General features: G+C 64.7%; 14 protein-coding genes and 2 pseudogenes. 13 read left to right on the top strand and 3 right to left on the bottom strand.

Going from position 1 to position 21,179, the window contains the following annotated elements; translation table 11 throughout:
* Positions 1 to 111: 111 nt before the first annotated feature.
* From carA to recJ, 7 genes are all read left to right on the top strand, one after another.
* Positions 112 to 1,239, top strand: a complete 1,128-nt coding sequence (carA, locus tag ACD584_RS19455) for a glutamine-hydrolyzing carbamoyl-phosphate synthase small subunit (RefSeq protein ID WP_076036866.1) — start codon at positions 112 to 114, stop codon at positions 1,237 to 1,239.
* 69 nt (positions 1,240 to 1,308) lie between these two features.
* On the top strand, positions 1,309 to 2,457 hold the full coding sequence (locus ACD584_RS19450; protein ID WP_228438108.1) for an AAA family ATPase: 1,149 nt from the start codon (positions 1,309 to 1,311) through the stop codon (positions 2,455 to 2,457).
* Complete coding sequence (locus tag ACD584_RS19445) at positions 2,454 to 2,861, top strand: type II toxin-antitoxin system VapC family toxin (RefSeq protein WP_076036868.1); 408 nt, start codon at positions 2,454 to 2,456, stop codon at positions 2,859 to 2,861. Before ACD584_RS19450 ends, ACD584_RS19445 begins: the two co-directional genes overlap by 4 nt.
* An 8-nt stretch (positions 2,862 to 2,869) precedes the next feature.
* On the top strand, positions 2,870 to 6,112 hold the full coding sequence (carB, locus tag ACD584_RS19440) for a carbamoyl-phosphate synthase large subunit (protein ID WP_076036869.1): 3,243 nt from the start codon (positions 2,870 to 2,872) through the stop codon (positions 6,110 to 6,112).
* 8 nt (positions 6,113 to 6,120) lie between these two features.
* A complete protein-coding gene (gene greA, locus ACD584_RS19435; RefSeq protein ID WP_014507602.1) occupies positions 6,121 to 6,585 on the top strand; it encodes a transcription elongation factor GreA in 465 nt (154 codons plus the stop codon).
* A gap of 3 nt (positions 6,586 to 6,588) precedes the next feature.
* Positions 6,589 to 7,509: a phosphoglycerate mutase gene (locus ACD584_RS19430; protein ID WP_040941374.1), complete on the top strand. Its 921-nt coding sequence runs from the start codon at positions 6,589 to 6,591 to the stop codon at positions 7,507 to 7,509.
* Positions 7,506 to 9,245 (top strand): single-stranded-DNA-specific exonuclease RecJ, encoded by a 1,740-nt coding sequence (gene recJ, locus ACD584_RS19425; RefSeq protein ID WP_040941373.1) that lies wholly within the window; start codon positions 7,506 to 7,508, stop codon positions 9,243 to 9,245. The genes ACD584_RS19430 and recJ overlap by 4 nt, the downstream gene beginning before the upstream one ends.
* An 87-nt stretch (positions 9,246 to 9,332) precedes the next feature.
* Here recJ and ACD584_RS19420 read toward each other — a convergent pair whose 3' ends face one another.
* From ACD584_RS19420 to ACD584_RS19410, 3 genes and pseudogenes are all read right to left on the bottom strand, one after another.
* Complete coding sequence (locus tag ACD584_RS19420) at positions 9,333 to 10,361, bottom strand: DUF1176 domain-containing protein (protein ID WP_011037017.1); 1,029 nt, start codon at positions 10,359 to 10,361, stop codon at positions 9,333 to 9,335.
* Positions 10,362 to 10,450: 89 nt separating this feature from the next.
* Positions 10,451 to 11,724, bottom strand: a pseudogene (locus tag ACD584_RS19415) (acyltransferase family protein).
* Between the two features lie 186 nt (positions 11,725 to 11,910).
* Positions 11,911 to 13,035: pseudogene (locus ACD584_RS19410) on the bottom strand (acyltransferase).
* A 278-nt stretch (positions 13,036 to 13,313) separates the two neighbouring features.
* On the opposite strand from ACD584_RS19410, the gene ACD584_RS19405 reads away from it, so the two are divergent.
* The 6 genes from ACD584_RS19405 (at position 13,314) to ACD584_RS19380 (ending at position 21,178) form a co-directional block, all read left to right on the top strand.
* Positions 13,314 to 14,162, top strand: a complete 849-nt coding sequence (locus tag ACD584_RS19405; protein ID WP_225041607.1) for a LytTR family DNA-binding domain-containing protein — start codon at positions 13,314 to 13,316, stop codon at positions 14,160 to 14,162.
* 73 nt (positions 14,163 to 14,235) lie between these two features.
* Positions 14,236 to 15,361 (top strand): peptide chain release factor 2 gene (prfB, locus tag ACD584_RS19400; protein ID WP_100097357.1). Its coding sequence is split into 2 segments (ribosomal slippage): positions 14,236 to 14,310 and positions 14,312 to 15,361, totalling 1,125 coding nucleotides; the frame shifts between segments, so codons are not numbered across the junction.
* Positions 15,362 to 15,572: 211 nt separating this feature from the next.
* Positions 15,573 to 17,090, top strand: a complete 1,518-nt coding sequence (gene lysS, locus ACD584_RS19395; RefSeq protein ID WP_076036871.1) for a lysine--tRNA ligase — start codon at positions 15,573 to 15,575, stop codon at positions 17,088 to 17,090.
* Between the two features lie 138 nt (positions 17,091 to 17,228).
* Complete coding sequence (locus tag ACD584_RS19390) at positions 17,229 to 18,365, top strand: two-component system response regulator (RefSeq protein ID WP_011037024.1); 1,137 nt, start codon at positions 17,229 to 17,231, stop codon at positions 18,363 to 18,365.
* Positions 18,366 to 18,375: 10 nt separating this feature from the next.
* Positions 18,376 to 18,990: a hypothetical protein gene (locus tag ACD584_RS19385; RefSeq protein ID WP_040942322.1), complete on the top strand. Its 615-nt coding sequence runs from the start codon at positions 18,376 to 18,378 to the stop codon at positions 18,988 to 18,990.
* 7 nt (positions 18,991 to 18,997) lie between these two features.
* Positions 18,998 to 21,178: an ATP-binding protein gene (locus ACD584_RS19380; protein WP_076036873.1), complete on the top strand. Its 2,181-nt coding sequence runs from the start codon at positions 18,998 to 19,000 to the stop codon at positions 21,176 to 21,178.
* The last annotated feature ends 1 nt before the right edge of the window (position 21,179 follow it).

The following is a 21,179-nucleotide window of genomic DNA, read 5'->3' as shown; positions in this document are numbered from 1 at the left end:
TTGCCCGAACCTAGCGTCGGACCGGTCCCCAGCACCGCGTCCGCGCTTTGCTGCAACCGGAATTTGGCCGGGAGCGCATCGGAGTCCCAGGCAGCCAGAGCGAGACCCCACGTGACCCAACCCGCAATCCTTGTCCTCGAAGACGGCACCGTGTTCGAGGGCGAATCCGTAGGCGCCAACGGGCTATCCGTCGGCGAAGTGGTGTTCAACACCGCCATGACCGGTTACCAGGAAGTCCTGACCGATCCGTCCTACGCCCGCCAGATGGTCACGCTGACCTATCCGCATATCGGCAACACCGGTTTCAACGATCAGGACGACGAGGCCAAGCAGGTGTGGGCCGCCGGCCTGATCGTGCGCGATGTGCCCCGCCGCCCCAGCAGCTGGCGCAACCAGGTGGCGCTGCCGGATTGGTTGCAGACCCGCGGTGTGGTGGCCATCTCCGGCATCGACACCCGCAAGCTGACCCGTCTGCTGCGCGAGAAGGGTGCGCAGAACGGTGCGCTGATGGCCGGCGAGATCGATGTCGAAAAGGCATTGGAAGCCGCGCGCAAGTTCCCCGGCCTGAAGGGCATGGACCTGGCCAAGGTGGTCTCCACCGAGACCACCTATCAGTGGCAGGAAGGTCAGCTGGACCTGAACGCGAACGCCTTCGTGCAGGCCGAGCTGAAGTTCAAGGTGGTGGCCTACGACTACGGCGTCAAGATCAACATCCTGCGCATGCTGGCCGAGCGCGGCTGCGACGTCACCGTGGTGCCAGCGCAGACGCCGGTGGCCGAGGTGCTGGCGCTGCAACCCGATGGCGTGTTCCTATCCAATGGCCCCGGCGACCCGGAGCCGTGCGATTACGCGATCACCGCGATCCAGGAATTGATCGCCAAGAAGGTGCCCACCTTCGGCATCTGCCTGGGCCACCAGTTGCTGGCGCTCGCCGCCGGCGCCAAGACGGTGAAGATGGCCACCGGCCACCACGGCGCGAATCATCCTGTGCAGGATCTGGAGGGTGGCCGGGTGATGATCACCTCGCAGAACCATGGCTTTGCGGTGGACGAAACCACGCTGCCGGCCAACTTGCGGGTGACCCATCGCTCGTTGTTCGATGGCACCAACCAGGGCATCGCCCTGACCGACGCGCCGGCGTTCTCGTTCCAGGGCCACCCGGAAGCCTCGCCGGGCCCGCGCGATGTCGGGCCGTTGTTCGATCGGTTTGTCGCATCGATGGCTGAAGCGAAAGCTTGAAGCCCGTCCCGGGCCACATGCTCGCTCTGATGACTGCATCGCATACCGTCGGCCCCAGTGGAGATCCCAATGCTTGATCGCATCGACATCGAAGGTTTGAAGGGAGTTGGCAAGGTAGAACTGCGGTTCGACGCCTCCCGCCGGGCGCGCGTGCTTTTTGGTGTCAACGGCGTTGGCAAGACGAAGTCTTTAGAAGCTATCTACTGTGTATTGCTTTTTACCAATGAGGAGTTCTTGCGGATCAAGGGTAATCGGGGGCTCAATCCAGAGAAGTGTGTCCCCGCGTCCAATGTTCTTATCGACGATTCGCATTACCTTATTGATGAGCCTTTGCAACAGCTCGTGCAAGCAAGAGATGTTGCCTCGTATGCTGTACGTCACTCGCGTCCTTTGGTTTACATCGGTGCGGGTGGGCGATCGTCGGTGGGACGCCCGCCCGCATCCATTGCGGCATTGGGGAATTTTGAGGAACGTAAGTCTCAGCATTTTGAAATGCTGTTGGAAAATTGCGTAAAAGGTTCATTGCGCTCTGCCAGCATGGATGTGGACATCCGTGTGTGGTTCATACAGCGCGCGCAGTCGGTTAATCCTTTTCAGGTGGAAAAGGATAACCTGCGGAATGAGATTGAGTCGGTCTTGAAGCTGTTGCATCGTATTGATCAGCGAGTAGATCCGGAGCGCCTGCAGATTGACGGCTCGCAGCATGTTTATCTGAGCATTGAAGGCCGGATGATCGAGCTAGGTGAGCTCAGCTCGGGGTTTGCTTCGGTGGTAAAGCTTTTTCAAGCGATCATTTCCGGATACGCCGGTTTCAGTAATTCCAAGGATCTCCAGAATCAGCCGGGCGTGGTGTTGATCGACGAGATTGAAAGTCATCTCCACGTTGGTTGGCAGGTCAGCATCGTCAGACACTTGAAGACGCTGTTCCCGAATACGCATTTCTTCATCAGTACCCACTCGCCGCTGGTGTTGACTCAGCTCGAGCAAGGGGAGGCGTATTTGCTTGAGCGAGATGCAGCGGATGGAGTCGTCAGATCGTCCGTTGTCGACTCGCCCAACATGAAGGCATTTGCGGATGTGCTGGAAGAGACGTTCGGTGTCGATCTCAATGCACTCAAGCGCGATGCGCTCGTTAGCGAAGATCAGTCCGCCACAAAACGTGCATTGCTGGATTTGATCAGGCAGCGCCGCGATCGCCAGGGTGGGGAGCAAGTATGACCCGCCTGGTACTACTGGATGCCAACCTGCTGATCGGCGCACTGGACGGGGAGGAGGGCAATGCGGCTCACGAGGCCTCGCTGTCGACGTTCGAGGCGCTGGTCGCCGATCCGGACGTCAAGATAGCGATTTCCCCGCTGATTAGATACGAAGTGCTGCGCGGTATGGACGAGGCGGATGTCGAGGCGGTGAACGCCATCCTCAACGACATGAAGGAATTCGAGGTGCGAGGCCAAGAGGCCATACGTGCTGCGGAAGTATTCCGGAGGGCCCGCCAGACCAATGTAAAGCTGGATAAGCGCAAGTTTGACGTATTCCATTGCGTCTGCGCGGAAATCAATGAACTCGAGATGCTCAGCAAGGATGGGGATATCGAGACGATTCAAAATCTTATGAAGGCCTGAAAAAGACAATGCCAAAGCGCACCGACCTTAAAACCATCCTGATCATCGGCGCCGGCCCGATCGTCATCGGCCAGGCCTGCGAGTTCGACTACTCCGGCGCGCAGGCGTGCAAGGCGCTGCGCGACGAGGGTTATCGCGTGGTGCTGGTCAACAGCAACCCGGCCACGATCATGACCGACCCGAACATGGCCGACGCCGTGTACATCGAGCCGATCAACTGGCAGACGGTCGAGAAGATCATCGCCAAGGAAAAGCCCGATGCCCTGCTGCCGACGATGGGCGGCCAGACCGCGCTGAACTGCGCGCTGGACCTGGCCGACCACGGCGTGCTGGAGAAGTACAACGTCGAGCTGATCGGTGCCAAGCGAGAAGCGATCCGCATGGCCGAAGACCGCGAGCTGTTCCGCGTGGCGATGGGCGAGATCGGCCTGGATTGCCCCCGGGCCGAAGTGGCGCACACGCTGGAAGAAGCGCTGGATATCCAGACCCGCGTCGGCTACCCGACCATCATCCGCCCCAGCTTCACGCTTGGCGGCAGCGGTGGCGGCATTGCGTACAACCGCGAAGAGCTGATCGACATCGTCGGCCGCGGCCTGGAACTGTCGCCGACCACCGAAGTGCTGGTGGAAGAATCGGTGCTGGGCTGGAAGGAATTCGAGATGGAAGTTGTGCGCGATACTGCGGACAACTGCATCATCGTCTGCGCGATCGAAAACCTCGACCCGATGGGCGTGCACACCGGCGACTCGATCACCGTGGCGCCGGCGCAGACGCTCACCGACAAGGAATATCAGCGCCTGCGCGATGCCTCGATCGCGGTGCTGCGCAAGATCGGCGTGGATACCGGCGGCTCCAACGTGCAGTTCGGCATCAGCCCGACCACCGGCCGGGTGGTGGTGATCGAAATGAACCCGCGCGTGTCGCGGTCGTCGGCGCTGGCGTCCAAGGCCACCGGCTTCCCGATCGCCAAGGTCGCCGCGAAGCTGGCGGTGGGCTACACGCTGGACGAGTTGAAGAACGAAATCACCGGTGGCCTGACCCCGGCCTCGTTCGAACCGTCGATCGACTACGTGGTCACCAAGATTCCGCGCTTTGCCTTTGAAAAATTCCCGCAGGCCGATGCACGCCTGACCACGCAGATGAAGTCGGTCGGCGAAGTCATGGCGATGGGCCGCACCTTCCAGGAATCGCTGCAGAAAGCGCTGCGTGGCCTGGAAACCGGCAAGATCGGCCTGGACCCGACCGGCCTGGATCTGGGCAGCGAAGACGACATGGCCGCGCTCAAGCGCGAGCTCAAGGCTCCGGGCCCGGAGCGTCTGTTCTATGTGGGCGATGCGTTCCGCGCCGGCATGAGCGTGGCCGACGTGTATGCGCTGTCGTTCATCGACCCCTGGTTCCTGGACCAGATCGAAGAGCTGATCAGCCTCGAGCAGCAGCTGGCCGACGATGGCATGGCGGCACTGGATGCCCCACGCCTGCGCCTTCTCAAGCGCGCCGGTTTCTCCGACGCACGCCTGGCCGAGCTGATCGGCACCAACGAAGAAGCCGTGCGCACGCTGCGCCGCGCGCTCAAGGTGCGCCCGGTGTACAAGCGCGTGGACTCGTGCGCGGCCGAATTCGCCACCAGCACTGCGTACCTGTATTCGACCTACGAGGACGAGTGCGAAGCGCTGCCGAGCAACCGCGACAAGATCATGATCCTGGGCGGTGGCCCCAACCGCATCGGGCAGGGCATCGAGTTCGACTACTGCTGCGTGCACGCGGCACTGGCGCTGCGCGATGACGGCTTCGAAACCATCATGGTCAACTGCAATCCGGAAACCGTCTCCACCGACTACGACACCTCCGACCGCCTGTACTTCGAGCCGCTGACGCTGGAAGACGTGCTGGAGATCGTCGAGCTGGAGCAGCCCAAGGGCGTGATCGTGCAGTACGGCGGCCAGACCCCGCTGAAGCTGGCGCGTGCGCTGGAAGCCAACGGCGTGCCGGTGATCGGCACCTCGCCGGACTCGATCGATCTGGCCGAAGACCGCGAGCGCTTCCAGCAGCTGGTCGACAAGCTGGGCCTGAAGCAGCCGCCGAACCGCATTGCCCGCAATGCCGACGAGGCCTTGGTGCTGGCGCGCGAAATCGGCTACCCGTTGGTGGTGCGCCCGAGCTATGTGCTGGGCGGCCGCGCGATGGAAATCGTGTATGGCGAATCCGACCTGGCGCGCTATGTGCGCGATGCGGTGAAGGTCTCCAACGATTCGCCGGTGTTGCTGGACCGCTTTCTCGATAACGCGGTGGAAGTGGACGTGGACATCATTGCCGACAAGGACGGCAACGTGCTGATCGGCGGGGTGATGGAGCACATCGAAGAAGCCGGCGTGCATTCGGGCGATTCGTCCTGCTCGCTGCCGCCGTATTCGCTGTCGGCCGAAACCCAGGCCGAGCTGCGTCGCCAGGTGGTGATGCTGGCCGAAGGCCTGAATGTGGTCGGCCTGATGAACACGCAGTTCGCGGTGCAGGTCAACGACGCCGGCGATGACATCGTGTACCTGCTGGAAGTGAACCCGCGTGCCTCGCGCACCGTGCCGTTCGTGTCCAAGGCCACCGGCATGCCGCTTGCCAAGATCGCTGCACGCTGCATGGCCGGCAAGACGCTGGCCGAGCAGGGCGCCACCAAGGAAATCGTGCCGGACTACTACTCGGTGAAGGAAGCGATCTTCCCGTTCGCGAAGTTCCAGGGCGTGGACCCGATCCTCGGGCCGGAGATGCGCTCCACCGGTGAGGTGATGGGCGTGGGCCGCAGCTTCGGCGCTGCGTTTGCGCGCGCGCAGGAAGCCGGCGGCATCAAGGCGCCGCCGCTGGGCAAGGCCTTCGTGTCGGTGCGTGACCCGGACAAGCAGCGCGTGTTGCCGGTGGCCCAGGCACTGGTGGAGCGCGGCTTCACCCTGGTGGCCACGCGTGGCACCGGTGCGTGGTTGCAGCAGCACGGCCTGAGCTGCGAGATCGTCAACAAGGTGGCCGAAGGGCGGCCGCATATCGTCGACTCGATCAAGAACGGCGAGATCGTCTACATCGTCAACACCACCGAAGGGCGCGCGGCGATCTCCGATTCGTTCTCGATCCGTCGTGAAGCGCTGCAGCATCGCGTGACCTATTCGACCACCGTCGCCGGCTCCAAGGCGCTGGTGCATTCACTGGAATTCCGCGGCACCGGCCCCGTCTGGTCGCTGCAGGAACTGCACAAGGAGCTGGAAGCATGAGAGCCCCCATGACGTCCAAGGGCGCGCAGCGTCTGCGCGAGGAACTGGACCACCTGAAGTCGGTCAAGCGCCCGGCGGTGATCACCGCGATTGCCGAAGCGCGTGCGCACGGCGACCTCAAGGAAAACGCCGAGTACCACGCCGCGCGCGAGCAGCAGAGCTTCATCGAAGGCCGCATCAAGCAGCTGGAGGGCGAGCTGTCGCATGCCGAGATCATCGACATCACCAAGCTGGCGGCTGGCACCAAGATCGTGTTCGGTGCCACCGTGACGCTGGCCGATACCGAAACCGACGAAGAGAAGCGCTACCAGATCGTTGGCGATCTGGAAGCCGACATCAAGCTGGGCCTGATCGCGATCTCCTCACCGCTGGCGCGTGCGCTGATCGGCAAGCTGGAAGGCGATTCGGTGACCATCGATGCGCCGGCCGGGCAGCGCGAATACGAAGTCGTCAGTGTGGCGTATCTCGACTGATCGATGACCACCGCGACCCTGCTGCTGCCGGAACGCCGCCGCCTGCCCGGAACCCTGGGCGATGCAGCGGTGGCGCGTGCACTGGCGCGCGCCGATGTGCAGCCGGCCGAGGCTGGCGAAGTGGCGCAGTTGCAGCGCCATTTCGCGCTCACCCCGCACCAGTGGCCTGTGGCGGCGCTGACGCGTCAGCTCGATGCCGGCGACGCCGCTGGCGCGACCTGGGTCCGCGCTGATCCGGCCTATGTGGTGCCGGACATGCAGGGCGCGCGCTTGATGGGTTACGGCGAAGCACTGGGCGCCACCGCCGAAGATCTGGTAATGCTGTTGCCGGTGCTCAAGCCGATGTTTGGCGATGCCGGCTTTCTGCTGGATGCACCCACGCCCTCGCGCTGGTATCTGCGGCTGTCGCCGGATGCACAGCTGCCGGAGTTCGCCTCACCCGAAGCGGCGATCGGTGAAGACCTGTTCGATCATTTGCCGGCCGGCGACACGGGCCGGCGCTGGCGCGCGCTGCTGACCGAAGCCCAGGTGGTGCTGCACCAGCATCCCTGGAACGAGGGGCGTGTGGCCAGCGGCAAGCCGCCGATCAATTCGCTGTGGTTCTGGGGTGGCGGCGTGTTGCCGCACGCAGTGACCTCGCCGCACCGCCAGGTACGCAGCCGCGATTCGTTGCTGCGTTCGCTGGCGCTTGCCGCAGGTGCCGATGCGCAGGGCGAGCAGCGCGTGGATGCGCTGGTGGATCTGCGCCACCTGCGCTCGCTGGAGCAGTTCAGTGCCGATGCGGTGGCGCCATTGCTCGCCGCCATCGCGCGCGGCGAACTCGATCGCCTGGTGCTGGATTTCCAGGACGGCGAGACCCTGACGCTGCAGCGCACGCAGCGCTGGCGGTTCTGGCGGAAGCCGCGCCTGCAGCTGGTGCAATGACCTCCAGCCCCACGATTGTGCGACGCCCGCCCGGGCAGGGCGGCACCTGGCCCGACGCAATGCTGCCGTTGTTGCGGCGGATCTACGCCGCGCGCGGCGTGGTCGATGTGCAGGGCGCGCACCCGCGGCTCGGCCAGCTGTTGTCGCCGGAGTTGTTGCACAACAGCCGCGTCGCCGCCGAACTGTTGGCCGATGCGATCGCCGCACAACGCCGCATCCTGGTGGTAGGTGACTTCGATTGCGATGGCGCTACCGCGTGCGCAGTCGGCGTGCGCGGTCTGCGCATGCTGGGCGCGCTGGATGTGCACCATGCGGTGCCCAATCGCATGGTGCATGGCTATGGCCTGTCGCCGGCGCTGGTGGACGAACTGGCCGCGCTGCAGCCGGATCTGCTGGTCACCGTCGATCACGGCATCGCCTGCCATGCCGGTGTTGCGGCGGCCAAGGCACGCGGCTGGACCGTGCTGGTCACAGATCACCATTTGCCCGGCGAGGTCTTGCCGCCGGCCGATGCGATCGTGGACCCCAACCTGGTGCAGGACAGTTTCCCGAGCAAGACGCTGGCCGGGGTCGGGGTGATCTTCTACGTGCTGCTCGCCTTGCGTGGCGTGTTGCGCGCGCGCGGGGCCTTTGCCGAGCGCGCAGAACCGGACCTGTCGGTGCTGCTGGATCTGGTGGCGGTGGGCACGGTGGCCGATCTGGTGCCGCTGGACACCAATAACCGCGCACTGGTGTCTGCGGGCCTGCGCCGCCTGCGTGAAGGCAAAGGCTGCATCGGCCTGCGTGCGTTGATCGACGCCAGCGGCCGCGATGCGGCGCGGTTGAGTGCCAGCGATATCGGGTTTGCGTTGGCGCCACGTCTCAACGCCGCCGGCCGGCTCGAAGACATGGCGCTGGGCATCGAACTGTTGCTGTGCGAGGACTGGAGCCGGGCGCGCGAGATCGCAGGTCTGCTGGAAGAAATCAACGCCGAGCGCCGCGCGGTGCAGCAGTTGATGACCGACGATGCCGAGCAGGCCGTCACCAAGGTGATGCTGGCTGCCGACGGTGCGCTGCCGATGGCCGCCTGCCTGTTCGACCCCGAATGGCACCCAGGCGTGATCGGCCTGGTTGCCTCCAAACTCAAGGACCGCCTGCACCGTCCGGTGATCGCGCTGGCACCGGCCGAGCCGGGCAGCGACCAGTTGCGCGGCTCGGCGCGCTCCATTCCCGGCCTGCATATCCGCGACGTGCTGGCGGCGGTGGATGCGCGCCATCCGGGCTTGATCCAGAAGTTCGGCGGGCATGCGATGGCGGCCGGCCTGAGCCTGGAGCACCGCGCGCTGGCCGCGTTCGAGCAGGCGTTTCAGACCCAGGTGCAGGCGATGGTCGACGCCTCGCTGTTGCAGGCCGAATTGCACAGCGATGGCGAGCTGGCCGCGCACGAACTCGATCATCTGCATGCCGAAGCGCTGCGTGCCGCCGGGCCGTGGGGGCAGGGCTTTCCCGAACCGCTGTTCGATGGCCAATTCGAAGTGCTGCAATGGCGCCTGCTCAAGGAGCGCCACCTCAAGCTGACCTTGCGCTGCGCCGGGCGCGCCGAGCCGCTCAACGCCATCCACTTCAATGGCTGGCGCGGCAGCGAGCCGGCGCGCACGGTGCGCATCGCCTATCGGCTGGTCGGCGACGACTACCGCGGTGGCACTGCGGTACAGCTCATCGTCGAGCACTGCGAGCCGGCGGCGTCAGCGGGTTGAGCGGTGCGCTCCGGGCATAGGCCTGGTGCGGTCTGCCGTGCTGCAGACCGCGCCGTTGACGATGCGCCGGCCGGGTGATCGGGCCAGTTATTGTTTGACGTCGGCCACCACAGTTGGCAGCTCCCAGGCGCCGCCGGCGGCAACCAGCCGGCACAGGCCGGAGGTGGACTTGGAGGTCAGCACAAAACGGCGGCCATCCCAGGTCCATGCTGCCTGGCTGTAGCAGTCGCCCAGGCCGCGGCCCTTCTGCGACTCCAGGATGGTGGCGCCATCCAGATCGCTGGCATGTAGGGTCACCAGAGTTGGGGTGAACGGTGCGCGCGCATTCACAACCCAGAAGCCGGTGCCGATGTTGTACGCGCCCATCCAGCAATCGGTGGAAACCAGCAGCTTGTCGTTGGTCAGGCGCGTGACGTTCAGCGGTTCCGACGCATCGCTGGCGTCGAGCCCCTTGCACTCCTCATCGGCAGGAAGGGTGGCGCGCAGCGCCTGATACAGCGCCGGCAGCGTGCCCAGGCGTGCGTCGCCTGCCTGCGCTGCGGCGAGCTTGGCCGCGCGGACCTGGGGTGCCGGCAACGGCGGCAGCACGGCGGTTTCGTCGCGGTCGCCCTTGCGCACCAGTGCCCCGCGCGTGCCGATCCGGCCCTGGAATTCGTCCATTTTCAGCAGCACCGCGGCCGCGCCGCGATCGGACAACTGCCAGCGCCGGCCATCGTTGCCGAGCGCCACGATCTTGCTGCTGCGTGGCAACGCCGCCAGCAGCGCGCCGACCTGCGCACTGGTCAGCACCGCAGTGCCGCGCTTGCCATCCAGCGCCAGCTTGCCCTGGTTGCGCTGATCGATCTGCAGGCTAAGCGAGGCCGGCATCTTGACCTTGTCGTACTGGCCCAACATCAGCTCCGCCGTCACCGCCTGGCCGGCACCGGCCTTGCGGGTGAGCAACACCGAAACCGGCGGGTCGCTGTCATCGGCCTGGTAGCCGGCAGCGCGGCAGGTGCGGGTGTTGTCGCAGGCGATGGTCCAGTCGTCGTGACTGAAATCGACGCTGGTGGCAGGCGCGGCGAGCGCGGCGACAGGCGAGAGCAACAACAGGGCGGTACACAGGGAAGGGCGCATCGATGATCTTCAACAACAGGAACGGAAGCGCATCTTGCGTGCCGCCGGCAGTTGCCGTCCATCCCGCGGCGGAGTACGGTTGGCGCGGGTTAGGGCAATGTGCCGCGTTGATCGCGCTGCCTAGGCTCGCCTGGGTGCTCAGCAGCCGCAGAAACACCCGTGCCCACAGCGGGCGCGGCGCGGGGACGCGCTGGCACGCCGAACAACGGACGCAGCCAACGCAGGCGGCGGATGACCAGCTCATGCAGCAACAGGCATCCGGCCACGGTCGCCGCCAGCACCAGGGCCGGCTCCAGCCACGCACCGAGTTTGAACGGCGCCAGCCAGTACAACGCGACGATGATCAGGCTCTGATGCAGGATGTACCAGGGAAACACGGCCTCGGTGCAGTACGGCAACCAGGCGAACGGGCGGTTGAGGCGATGCCGCGCCCAGCCCAGCAAAGCGAGCAAGGCCAGCCACGTACCAGCCACGTATAGGCAGCGCGCGCGAGGCGCTCGATCACCCCCAGCGGCAGCGCGGCCAGCGCGGTTTGCAAGCCGGCCGGCAGTAGCGATTGGCCGCCCGCCCGCAAGGTCAGCTCCACCGTGATTGCCAGCACCGCGCTCGCCAAGGTGAGCCAGCGCAGCTGCACCGCCCAGCGCCAAAAGCGCGCGTTATGCGCCAGCAGATAGCCCAACAGGAACAACGGGAGCGATTCGGCATGCACGAACCAGTCGCCGACCAATGCGTGGGTGGGCGGGTAGCGCGGCAGCACCCACAGCACACAGATGCTTTCCCACAGGATGGGCAGCAGCAAGAGCGCCGGTACCAGCACGGCGGCGGGCAGCCGTGGCAGTGCCAGCGTCGGCAGCGCGCGGGCCAGCGCCATTAGCGCCAGGAGCAACAGCGTGTACGGCAGCAAGTAGGCCAGATACCACAGATGGTTCCAGGTGATGCCGTGCTCCCAGCCATCGAAGCTGCCGGCCGGCCAGGGACGCACCTGCCAATAGCGCAGCAGGAAGGCGCCAAAGCCCGGGCTGACCTTTCCATTCGTCACGCCCTGGCAGTACGCCTGCACCGCCACCACCACGAACATGCCGAACAGCAATGGAGGCAATAACCGGCCGCAGCGTCGCCATGCGAACTGCCACGGCGCGCGTTCCGCACGCGCCAGCCCGATCGCAATGCCGGAGATCATAAACAGCAGCGGCATGCGCCAGCGGTTGAGAACGATCATCGGCGCCTGTAACCACTCGGTGGTATAGGCACTCTTGAGGTGGAACTCCCAGCCGGCCACGTAGGCCATGCCCACGTGATAGAGGATCAGCAGGGCGAAGGCGAAGACGCGCAAGGCATCGATATCGTGGCGGCGCTCGTTCATGATGGTGTCGTTGGAAGGCGTGCCCGCACCCTCGGCAATCTGGCCCCATACAGCTGCGCCAAGGGAGCAATGCCGTCACTGTGTGACCAGTTGCGGTCCCACGGGGACGAACAGGGGACGGCAAGCGGGCGATTGGCCCGAGATGCGCGAATAGTTTCACCCGAGCGAAGGCCGGCTCTGGCGTCGCTACGTCGCCGTCTCTTTCTTTATGACGGGAGCCGCGCGCAGCCTTGTCATCGCTGGCAGGCCAAAAAGCGGCCGTAGCCAGCGCTGTCTGCGGATGACCTCGTAGCCCGCCAGGCACAGCGCGGCGGTCACGACGATCAGCGTCGCACTCTCGACCAGTTGCGGCAGTGCCAGTGGCTTCAGGGAATGCGCCAGGACCACGATGATGGTCTGATGCAGCACATAGACCGGAAACATGGCAGCGGTGAGATAACGCAAGGCGGCGCCGTCTGCATGACGGAAACGGTAGGCAAAGCCCAGGACGGCGGCGATCGCGCACCACTGGTCGACCGCCCACAGCACCCGCAAGAGCAGGCGCAGCGTGGTGGGCGCGGGATGCGCGTCATCGTAAATGGATAAATACAAGGTGTGGATCATCAACGCATAGCTGCAAACGGCCAGCAGCAGTGCCACCCAGCGCAGGCGTTGCAGCGACTCCCAGACGCTGGTCATTGGCGCGATCAGCACTCCGATCAGGAAGATCGGCAGGTACTGCGCGTGGTTGTACCAATCGTCGAATAGCCAACGGGTCTGCTCGAAGCGAGCCACCAGCAGCAGACGTGCCAGCGCCAGGAGCGTCACCGGTACCAGCAACACCCGCCAGCCCCGAACTTCCCGCGCGGTCCATGCGCGTATCCGCACCATCGCGTCGGCAGGAAGCAGACGCCAAAGGAACCAGGCCACCAGCGTGTAAGCCCACAGGTAAGGCAGGAACCACAGATGGTTCCAGGTCGGCAGGCGCAGACAGTCGCCGTCGGTGCCACAGAATCCTTGGTGGGCGCTCAGATACTTTGCATAAAACGCCAGGTAGCCCTCGTGGTAGCCGCCGGGTCATTGTTCGACCACTTGATAATAGGACTGTGGCGGCACGATCACGGCCATGCCGAACAACAGCGGCAGCAGCAACTGGCGCGATCGTCGATACAGCAAGCCCTCCGGCCTGCTGCGCAGCATGAACGCTGTGGCGACACCGGAAATCAGCAACAGCAGCGACATCCGCCACGGGCTGCTGAGCAGCATAAGCGGCTCCAGCATCAGGTGGGTGGTGGGACTTTTGACGTGCCAATCCCAGGTCACGTAGTCCATGCCGACGTGGTAAAGCACCAGCAGGCCAAACGCGATGACGCGCAGCCAGTCCAGATCGTGACGCCTTTGCATTGGCTGCCTCTGCCATCGCCGATAGGGGGCCAACTACATGGGGCGGCGCTTTAGGCGGCCAGCGGATAGGGGCGACATCGGGAGATTCAGGGAACGGCGTCCGCACTGGAGGCGACCAGCCGTGCCAGCCCTAGAATATGGGGATGAGCACTGACCCCGCCCGCACGACCCTGAAGCGCTTTCTGCCGTGGCAGCGCAGCGCAGGCATGTTCTTCTGGCTACTGGTGGTGGTGGTCAACGCCAGCGGCAACGCGGTCACCGAGTTGATGGATCGCCGGCGCGCCGGGCTGCCGATCCAAAGCTGGGAGCCCTGGGTCTGGGAGCTGTCCAGCGGCCTGGTCTGGCTGCTGATGCTCGTCCCCGTCATTGGCTGGTTCACGCGCAAGCTGCCGTTGCATCTGGATACCTGGTGGCGCCGGCTGCCCTGGTATCTGTTGGTCAGCGTGGCAGTCTCGGTGGTGCACGTCCTGACGATGGTCGGGCTACGCATGCTGGCCTATCGGCTGCTGGGCGAGCATTACGAGTTCGGCGCGTGGCCACAGGAACTGGTCTACGAATATCTCAAGGACGTGCGCACCTTCGCGATCATCGTCGCGTGCATGCACGGCTACCGGTTTCTGTTGCGGCGCTTGCAGGGCGAAGTGCGGCTGCTGGCTGCGCCCGACGAAGGCGCGCCGGTGGAGTCGCTCGAGCGCCCCGGACGCTTTCTGGTGCGTAAGTTGGGGCGCGATTTCCTGGTCGCCGCCGCCGATATCGAATGGCTGCAGGCATCCGGCAATTACGTCAATCTGCATGTGCGCGGGCACGACTATCCGCTGCGCAGCACGATGACGGCGATCGAGGCGAAGCTCGATCCGGCCGTGTTTGTGCGGATCCATCGCAGCTACATCGTCAACCTGGGCTGCGTGGTTTCCATCGAGCCGCTGGACGCCGGCGAGGCGCGCGTGCACCTGTCCGGCAATGGCCCGCTGCCGTGCAGCCGTCGTTACCTGGCGTCGCTGCGGCGGGCCGCCGGCCATGCCGAGGCCCCTGCGGTGCCGGTTGTGCCGGGCTGAACTGGATGGCCACCGCGTTCCGCCGTCGCCGCCCGCTTGCTAAACTACCGGGCTTGTTTGCCGGAAGTCCGTCATGATCGAAACCAATCCGATCCGCCAGCGCATCACCGATCTCAACGATCGCGTGCTCTCGCTCAGGGGGTATCTTTGACTACGACGTCAAGAAAGAGCGTCTAGAGGAAGTCAGCCGGGAGCTTGAGAGCCCCGATGTCTGGAACGACGCCGAGCGCGCCCAGGCGCTGGGACGCGAGCGCTCCATGCTGGAAAAGACCGTCATCGGCATCGCCGATGTGCTGGCCGGCCTCACCGATGCCGGCGAGTTGCTGGACCTGGCCGAGAGCGAGCAGGACGAAGACACCGCCGTGGCGGTGATCGCCGACCTGGACAAGTACCAGGCACACGTCGAAAAGCTGGAATTCCAGCGCATGTTCTCCGGCCAGATGGACGGCGCCAACGCGTTCGTCGACATCCAGGCCGGCGCCGGCGGTACCGAAGCCCAGGACTGGGCGGAAATCCTGCTGCGCATGTATCTGCGCTGGGCCGAGTCGCGCGGCTGGAAGACCGAGCTGATGGAAGTCTCCGGCGGCGAAGTGGCGGGCATCAAGTCGGCCACGATCCGCATCGAAGGCGAGTACGCCTATGGCTGGTTGAAGACCGAGATCGGCGTGCACCGGCTGGTGCGCAAGTCGCCGTTCGACTCCGACAACCGCCGGCATACCAGCTTTACCTCGGTGTTCGTGTCGCCGGAAGTGGACGACAACATCGAGATCGACATCAATCCGGCCGACCTGCGTACCGACGTGTACCGCTCCTCCGGTGCCGGCGGCCAGCACGTCAACAAGACCGAGTCGGCGGTGCGCATCACGCACATCCCGACCAACACCGTGGTCGCCTGCCAGACCGGCCGCAGCCAGCACCAAAATCGCGACAACGCGATGAAGATGCTGGCCGCCAAGTTGTACGAGCTGGAAGTGCAGAAGCGCAACGTCGAGCGCGATGCGCTGGAAGCGACCAAGTCCGACATCGGCTGGGGCAGCCAGATCCGCAACTATGTGCTCGACCAGAGCCGTATCAAGGATCTGCGCACCGGCATCGAACGCAGCGACACCCAGAAGGTGCTCGATGGCGATCTGGACGAATTCGTCGAAGCCAGCCTCAAGGCCGGCCTGGCGGCGGGCTCCAAGCGCCTGGATGCCTGAGTGCGGTGCGCCGGTGCGGCGGTAATGTCGCACCGGCGCACTGCAGCACTGCGGAGACCGCGTCGCTCGCCAGCGACGCCTTGCCATCTCACACCACGCGACACCGCTACGCGATCGTTCCATCGCGCTGCACCGTCGCAGCGGCGCCGACCCCACCGGCGCCTTACCCCCACCGGGCCCGTGCCCGACCCATTGCAGATCGATTCCCGCCATGACCGAACAGACCCCCACGCCGCAGCTCCCCGCCGACGAGAACAGCCTCATCGCCGAGCGGCGCGCGAAACTGGGCGCGTTGCGCGGCCAGGGCATCGCCTATCCGAACGATTTCGTGCGCACCCACTTTGCCGGCGATCTGCAGGCCGAGTTCGCCGATGCCGAAACCTGGACTGCCGAAGCGCTGGAAGCAGCCGACCGCAGCGTCAAGCTGGCGGGCCGGTTGATGGCCAAGCGGGTGATGGGCAAGGCCAGCTTCGCGCAGATCCAGGACGAGTCCGGGCGCGTGCAGTTGTTCCTGCAGGGCAATGTGCTGGGCGATGCCTACACCGCCTTCAAGGGCTGGGACGTGGGCGACATCGTGGCGGTGGAGGGCGGGCTGACCCGCACCAAGACCGGCGAGCTGTCGGTCAAGGCCAGTGCGCTGCGTTTGCTGACCAAGTCGCTGCGTCCGCTGCCGGACAAGTGGCACGGCCTGTCGGACGTGGAGCAGCGCTATCGCCAGCGCTATGTGGACCTGATCGTCACCCCGGAAGCGCGCGAGGTCTTCATCAAGCGCTCCAAGATCATCCGCGCCATCCGCGCCTGGCTGGACGCGCGCCGCTTCCTGGAAGTGGAAACGCCGATGATGCATTACATCCCCGGCGGCGCCACTGCCAAGCCGTTCACCACCCACCACAACGCACTGGATCTGGACCTGTACCTGCGCGTGGCCCCGGAGCTGTACCTCAAGCGGCTGGTGGTCGGTGGGCTGGAGCGCGTCTACGAGATCAACCGCAATTTCCGCAACGAAGGCGTGTCGACCCGGCACAACCCCGAATTCACCATGCTCGAGCTTTACGAGGCTTATGCCACGTACCACGAGATCATGGATCTGACCGAGCAGGTGATCCGCGACACCGCCCAGGGCGTACTCGGCACCACCCAGGTCAGCTGGGACGGCGCCGACATTGATTTGGCGCCGGCTTTCCGACGCTGGCGCATGGATGAGGCGGTGCGCCACCACAACCCTGAGATCAGCGCGGCCGATTGCACCGACCGCGCCGCGCTGCTGCGCCATTGCGAGCGGCTCAAGATCAAGGTCAAGCCGTCCTACGGCTGGGGCAAGCTGCTGCTGGAAATCTTCGAGGCCACCGTCGAACACACGCTGGTGCAGCCGACTTTCATCACCGACCATCCGGTCGAGGTGTCGCCGCTGGCACGCGCCAGCGACACCGAGCCGGGGTATACCGACCGCTTCGAGCTCTTCATCAATGGCAAGGAGCTGGCCAACGGGTTCTCGGAGCTCAACGACCCGGAAGACCAGGCGGCGCGTTTCCAGGCCCAGGTGCAGGCGAAGGACGGCGGCGACGACGAAGCCATGCATTACGACGCCGATTACATCCGTGCCCTGGAGTACGGAATGGCGCCGACCGGCGGGCTGGGCATCGGTATCGATCGGCTGGTGATGCTGCTGACCGGCAGTACCTCCATTCGTGACGTGCTGCTGTTCCCGTACATGCGCCCGGAAGCCTGATTTTTTTGTGCCGCCGCGTGCCGACGGCACAGATACTGCATATGCTAGGGCGGAGCTCCGGTCACGGTATGGCCGGAGGAGTCGGTACAGGGACCGACGTCGTCGCTTTCCCGTTCTCGAACGAGAGGAGAAACGGTTATGCAGGATGTTTTAGGGAATCCGGCGGGTGTATCTTCGGCGGAGACATGGGGAAGCTGGTCGGAAAAGGCGGATCTGGGATTGAACATCGTCATTGTCGATGACCAGATGTCCGCGCGGACAATGCTGCGTCATGTCATCGAAGACATCGCGCCGGAGTTGAAGGTCTATGATTTCGGCGACCCGCTGGACGCGCTGTCCTGGTGCGAAGCTGGTCGCGTGGATCTGTTGCTGCTCGATTACCGGATGCCGGGCATGGACGGACTGGAGTTCGCGCGGCGGCTGCGCCGTTTGCCGAGCCACCGCGACATTCCGATCATCCTGATCACCATCGTCGGCGACGAGCCGATCCGCCAGGCGGCGCTGGAAGCGGGCGTGATCGATTTCCTGGTCAAGCCGATCCGGCCGCGCGAACTGCGCGCCCGCTGCTCGAACCTGTTGCAGTTGCGCCAGCAGAGCGAGAGCGTCAAGCAACGCGCGCTGTCGCTGGAGCAACGCCTGCTTGCGAGCATGAACGAGGTCGAAGAGCGCGAACGCGAAACGCTTTCGCGCCTGGCACGCGCCATCGAATACCGCGACGGCGGCACCAGCGCCTTCCTGGAGCGGATGTCGCACGTGGCCGGCCTGGTGGCCGAGCAGCTGGGCTTGTCCGAAGAAGAAGTGCGCATCATCGAGATGGCCGCGCCACTGCACGACATGGGCAAGATCGCCATTCCCGATTCGGTGCTGCTCAAGCCGGGCAAGCTCACCGAAGACGAAATGAACGTGATGAAGCGCCACCCGCGCATCGGCTATGAGCTGCTCAGCGGCAGCCAGAACCGCTTCATCCAGGTGGGCGCGCTGATCGCGCTACGCCATCACGAGCGTTACGATGGCAGCGGTTATCCCGACGGCCTGGTGGGCGAGGCGATACCGCTGGAAGCACGCATCGTGGCAGTGGCCGACGTCTTCGACGCACTGCTCTCGGCACGGCCTTACAAGGAAGCATGGACGATGGACGCAGCACTAGCCTACCTGTACGCCCAACGCGGTCGGCTGTTCGACCCGCGCTGCGTGGACGCACTGCTGCGCGGGCGCGCGCAACTGGAGCAGATCTGCGGACAGTTCTCCACCGCATCGGCGCGTCCTGGGGTGTGAGGTGAGGGCGGTGCTCAGCCAGCTGCGTGCTCGACTTGCCCGGCGCGCCGACAGCGAGCACGGTCAAGCCCTGGTACGCATCACGCTGATTGCGCTGATCCTGGTCTACACGCTGATCAGCGCTCCCCGATGGCCGGTCTCCGGGCGCCAGTTGCAGCAGCTGTTCTGTCTGATCGCGATCGGTCAGGCGACAGCAGTGCTGATCTTTTGCCGGATTGTGGCAAGCCCACCGCGCTCGCATCTGCGGCGGACGCTTGGGATGCTCGCCGACTATGGCTTGATCGGGCTGGCAATGACCTGGATGGGCGCACCGATGGCCTTTCTATACGTCGTGTTGCTCTGGATCACGATCGGCAATGGGCTGCGCTTCGGCAGCGAGACGCTGCATACCGCTGTTGCCATGGCCACGCTCAGCTTCGGCACGACGCTTGCCAATAGCACGTATTGGCAGGGCCAGCTTGGCTTGGGGATCGCGCTTCTGGGTGCGCTGATCGTGGTTCCTATGTCATTGTTGCGTACGCTACGCGAGCGGGACCAGGCAATGGCCGGGTCGCCAGCAGCAGGTATCGACGCTGCTTCGCAGCACGGAAGGATCCCAACCCCATCGACGCCGCCGCGCGTCTGAGGCGTCTATGAAGTCTCCATTGCCAAGGTTGAAGCGGCGCCTGTCAGGGCGAGCAGATTCGGAACACGCGCAGAATCTGATCCGCATCATCATCACCACATTGTTCATTTCGTACCTGGGATGGCGCTATCAGCACACCCACGGCGATACCTTGATGGCCACCTGGTTGATCTTGGTCGGCGAGCTGCTGGTGTCGTTGGGCTTGATGGTGGCAATCCTGCTGCGACCGCAGGTGTCGCATACGCGCCGGCTGATCGGGATGCTGCTCGACTACACCTGCACCGGCGCGATCATGGCCATCCAGGGCGAGCCAGCCTCGCCGCTGTATGCGGTGTGCATGTGGGTGACCATCGGCAACGGTCTGCGCTATGGCAGCAACTATCTGCGTGCGGCGACCGCAATGGGCAGCCTGTGTTTTCTCGGTGCCATCCTGATTTCTCCTTATTGGAAAGCCAATCCCTATCTGAGTTGGGGGTTGTTGCTGGGCCTGATTGCGGTGCCGCTGTACTTCGACTCGCTGTTACGTGCGATGACCCGTGCAGTGCGCGAAGCCCGGCACGCCAACCAGGCCAAGAGCCGCTTCCTGGCCAATATGAGCCATGAGTTCCGCACGCCGCTCAACGGGCTGTCGGGCATGACCGAAGTGCTGGCGACCACGCGCTTGGACGCCGAGCAGAAGGAGTGCCTCAACACCATCCAGGCATCGGCGCGCAGCCTGCTGTCGTTGGTGGAAGAGGTGCTGGATATTTCGGCGATCGAGGCCGGCAAGATCCGTATCGATCGCCGCGACTTCTCGCTGCGCGAGATGATCGGCTCGGTCAACTTGATCCTGCAGCCGCAGGCCAGGGGGCGCCGGCTGGAGTACGGCACGCAGGTGGCCGACGACGTGCCCGACCTGCTCAAGGGCGACACCGCTCATCTGCGTCAGGTACTGCTCAATCTGGTCGGCAATGCGGTCAAGTTCACCGAGCACGGGCATGTGTTGCTCCGGGTCACGCGCGTGTCCGGGAGTGCCGAGGACGCCGTCCGGTTGCGCTTCGATGTGGAAGACACCGGCATCGGCGTGCCGATGGACATGCGCCCGCGGCTGTTCGAGGCCTTTGAGCAGGCCGATGTCGGGTTGTCGCGCCGTTACGAGGGCACCGGCCTGGGCACCACCATCGCCAAGGGCCTTGTAGAGGCAATGGGAGGCAGTATCGGGTTCAAGGAAAATCAGCCAAGCGGCAGCGTGTTCTGGTTCGAGCTGCCGATGGCGATCGGCGAGCCGCTGAAATCTTCGACCGTACGGGTGCCGACCGGGGCGTTGGTGGATGCGCCCGAGGAGTTGGAATCTTCCAACATCATCGCTTTTTCCAACCCATTCCTGCGTCATCGCGCACGTGTGCGCAGTATGCGCATGCTCGTGGCCGACGACCACGAAGCCAACCGCATGGTGCTGCAGCGGTTGCTGGAGAAGGCTGGGCATAAGGTGCTGTGCGTCAACGGCGCCGAGCAGGTGCTCGATGCGATGGCCGAAGAGGATTACGACGCGGTGATTGTGGATCTGCACATGCCGGGCATGAACGGCCTGGACATGCTCAAGCAATTGCGGGTGATGCAGGCCAGTGGCATGCGCTACACGCCAGTGGTGGTGCTCAGCGCCGACGTGACGCCCGAAGCGATTCGCGCCTGCGAACAGGCCGGCGCGCGTGCGTTTCTGGCCAAGCCTGTCGTGGCGGCCAAGTTGCTCGACACCCTGGCCGATCTGGCAGTGAGCACCCGGCAGTTGGCGACGCCGGCAACCACGGTGCAGGTGGCGACAAGTTTCGAAGGCGTGCTCGATTCCAGCGTGCTGGACGAGCTGGCCGCGCTGGGCATGGGCGAGGAATTCGAACGTCAGTTCGTGCGCCAGTGTCTGGACGATGCGCAGAACTGCGTGGGCGATATCGAACGCGATGGCACGTGCTCGGACTGGGAACAACTGCGCGAGAGTGCGCATGCCTTACGCGGCGTGGCCAGCAACCTTGGTCTGGCGCAGGTTGCCAGCAGCGGTGGCGAGCTGATGCGCATGGCCGATTGGCAGCTGCAGGCAGAATGGCGGCTGCGGCTGTCCACACTGCGCGAGCAGTTGAAGGCGGGAAAGGATGCACTCGACGCACGCGTGCAGGGCGTCAAGGACGGCGAGTGCTCCCCCCGTAGCAACGAATAGA

Source organism: Xanthomonas sp. NCPPB 2922 (genome assembly GCF_041520885.1).
Taxonomy (GTDB): domain Bacteria; phylum Pseudomonadota; class Gammaproteobacteria; order Xanthomonadales; family Xanthomonadaceae; genus Xanthomonas; species Xanthomonas campestris.
This window is presented reverse-complemented; position numbering and strand designations above follow the sequence as displayed.

Excerpts from the sequence above, each read along its gene's own strand:
- ACD584_RS19450 (WP_228438108.1), top strand. The coding sequence starts at position 1,309 with ATGCTTGATCGCATCGACATCGAAGGTTTGAAGGGAGTTGGCAAGGTA.
- ACD584_RS19445 (WP_076036868.1), top strand. The coding sequence starts at position 2,454 with ATGACCCGCCTGGTACTACTGGATGCCAACCTGCTGATCGGCGCACTG.
- carB (WP_076036869.1), top strand. The coding sequence starts at position 2,870 with ATGCCAAAGCGCACCGACCTTAAAACCATCCTGATCATCGGCGCCGGC.
- greA (WP_014507602.1), top strand. The coding sequence starts at position 6,121 with ATGACGTCCAAGGGCGCGCAGCGTCTGCGCGAGGAACTGGACCACCTG.
- ACD584_RS19430 (WP_040941374.1), top strand. The coding sequence starts at position 6,589 with ATGACCACCGCGACCCTGCTGCTGCCGGAACGCCGCCGCCTGCCCGGA.
- recJ (WP_040941373.1), top strand. The coding sequence starts at position 7,506 with ATGACCTCCAGCCCCACGATTGTGCGACGCCCGCCCGGGCAGGGCGGC.
- ACD584_RS19420 (WP_011037017.1), bottom strand. The coding sequence starts at position 10,361 with ATGCGCCCTTCCCTGTGTACCGCCCTGTTGTTGCTCTCGCCTGTCGCC.
- ACD584_RS19405 (WP_225041607.1), top strand. The coding sequence starts at position 13,314 with ATGTTCTTCTGGCTACTGGTGGTGGTGGTCAACGCCAGCGGCAACGCG.
- lysS (WP_076036871.1), top strand. The coding sequence starts at position 15,573 with ATGACCGAACAGACCCCCACGCCGCAGCTCCCCGCCGACGAGAACAGC.
- ACD584_RS19390 (WP_011037024.1), top strand. The coding sequence starts at position 17,229 with ATGCAGGATGTTTTAGGGAATCCGGCGGGTGTATCTTCGGCGGAGACA.
- ACD584_RS19380 (WP_076036873.1), top strand. The coding sequence starts at position 18,998 with ATGAAGTCTCCATTGCCAAGGTTGAAGCGGCGCCTGTCAGGGCGAGCA.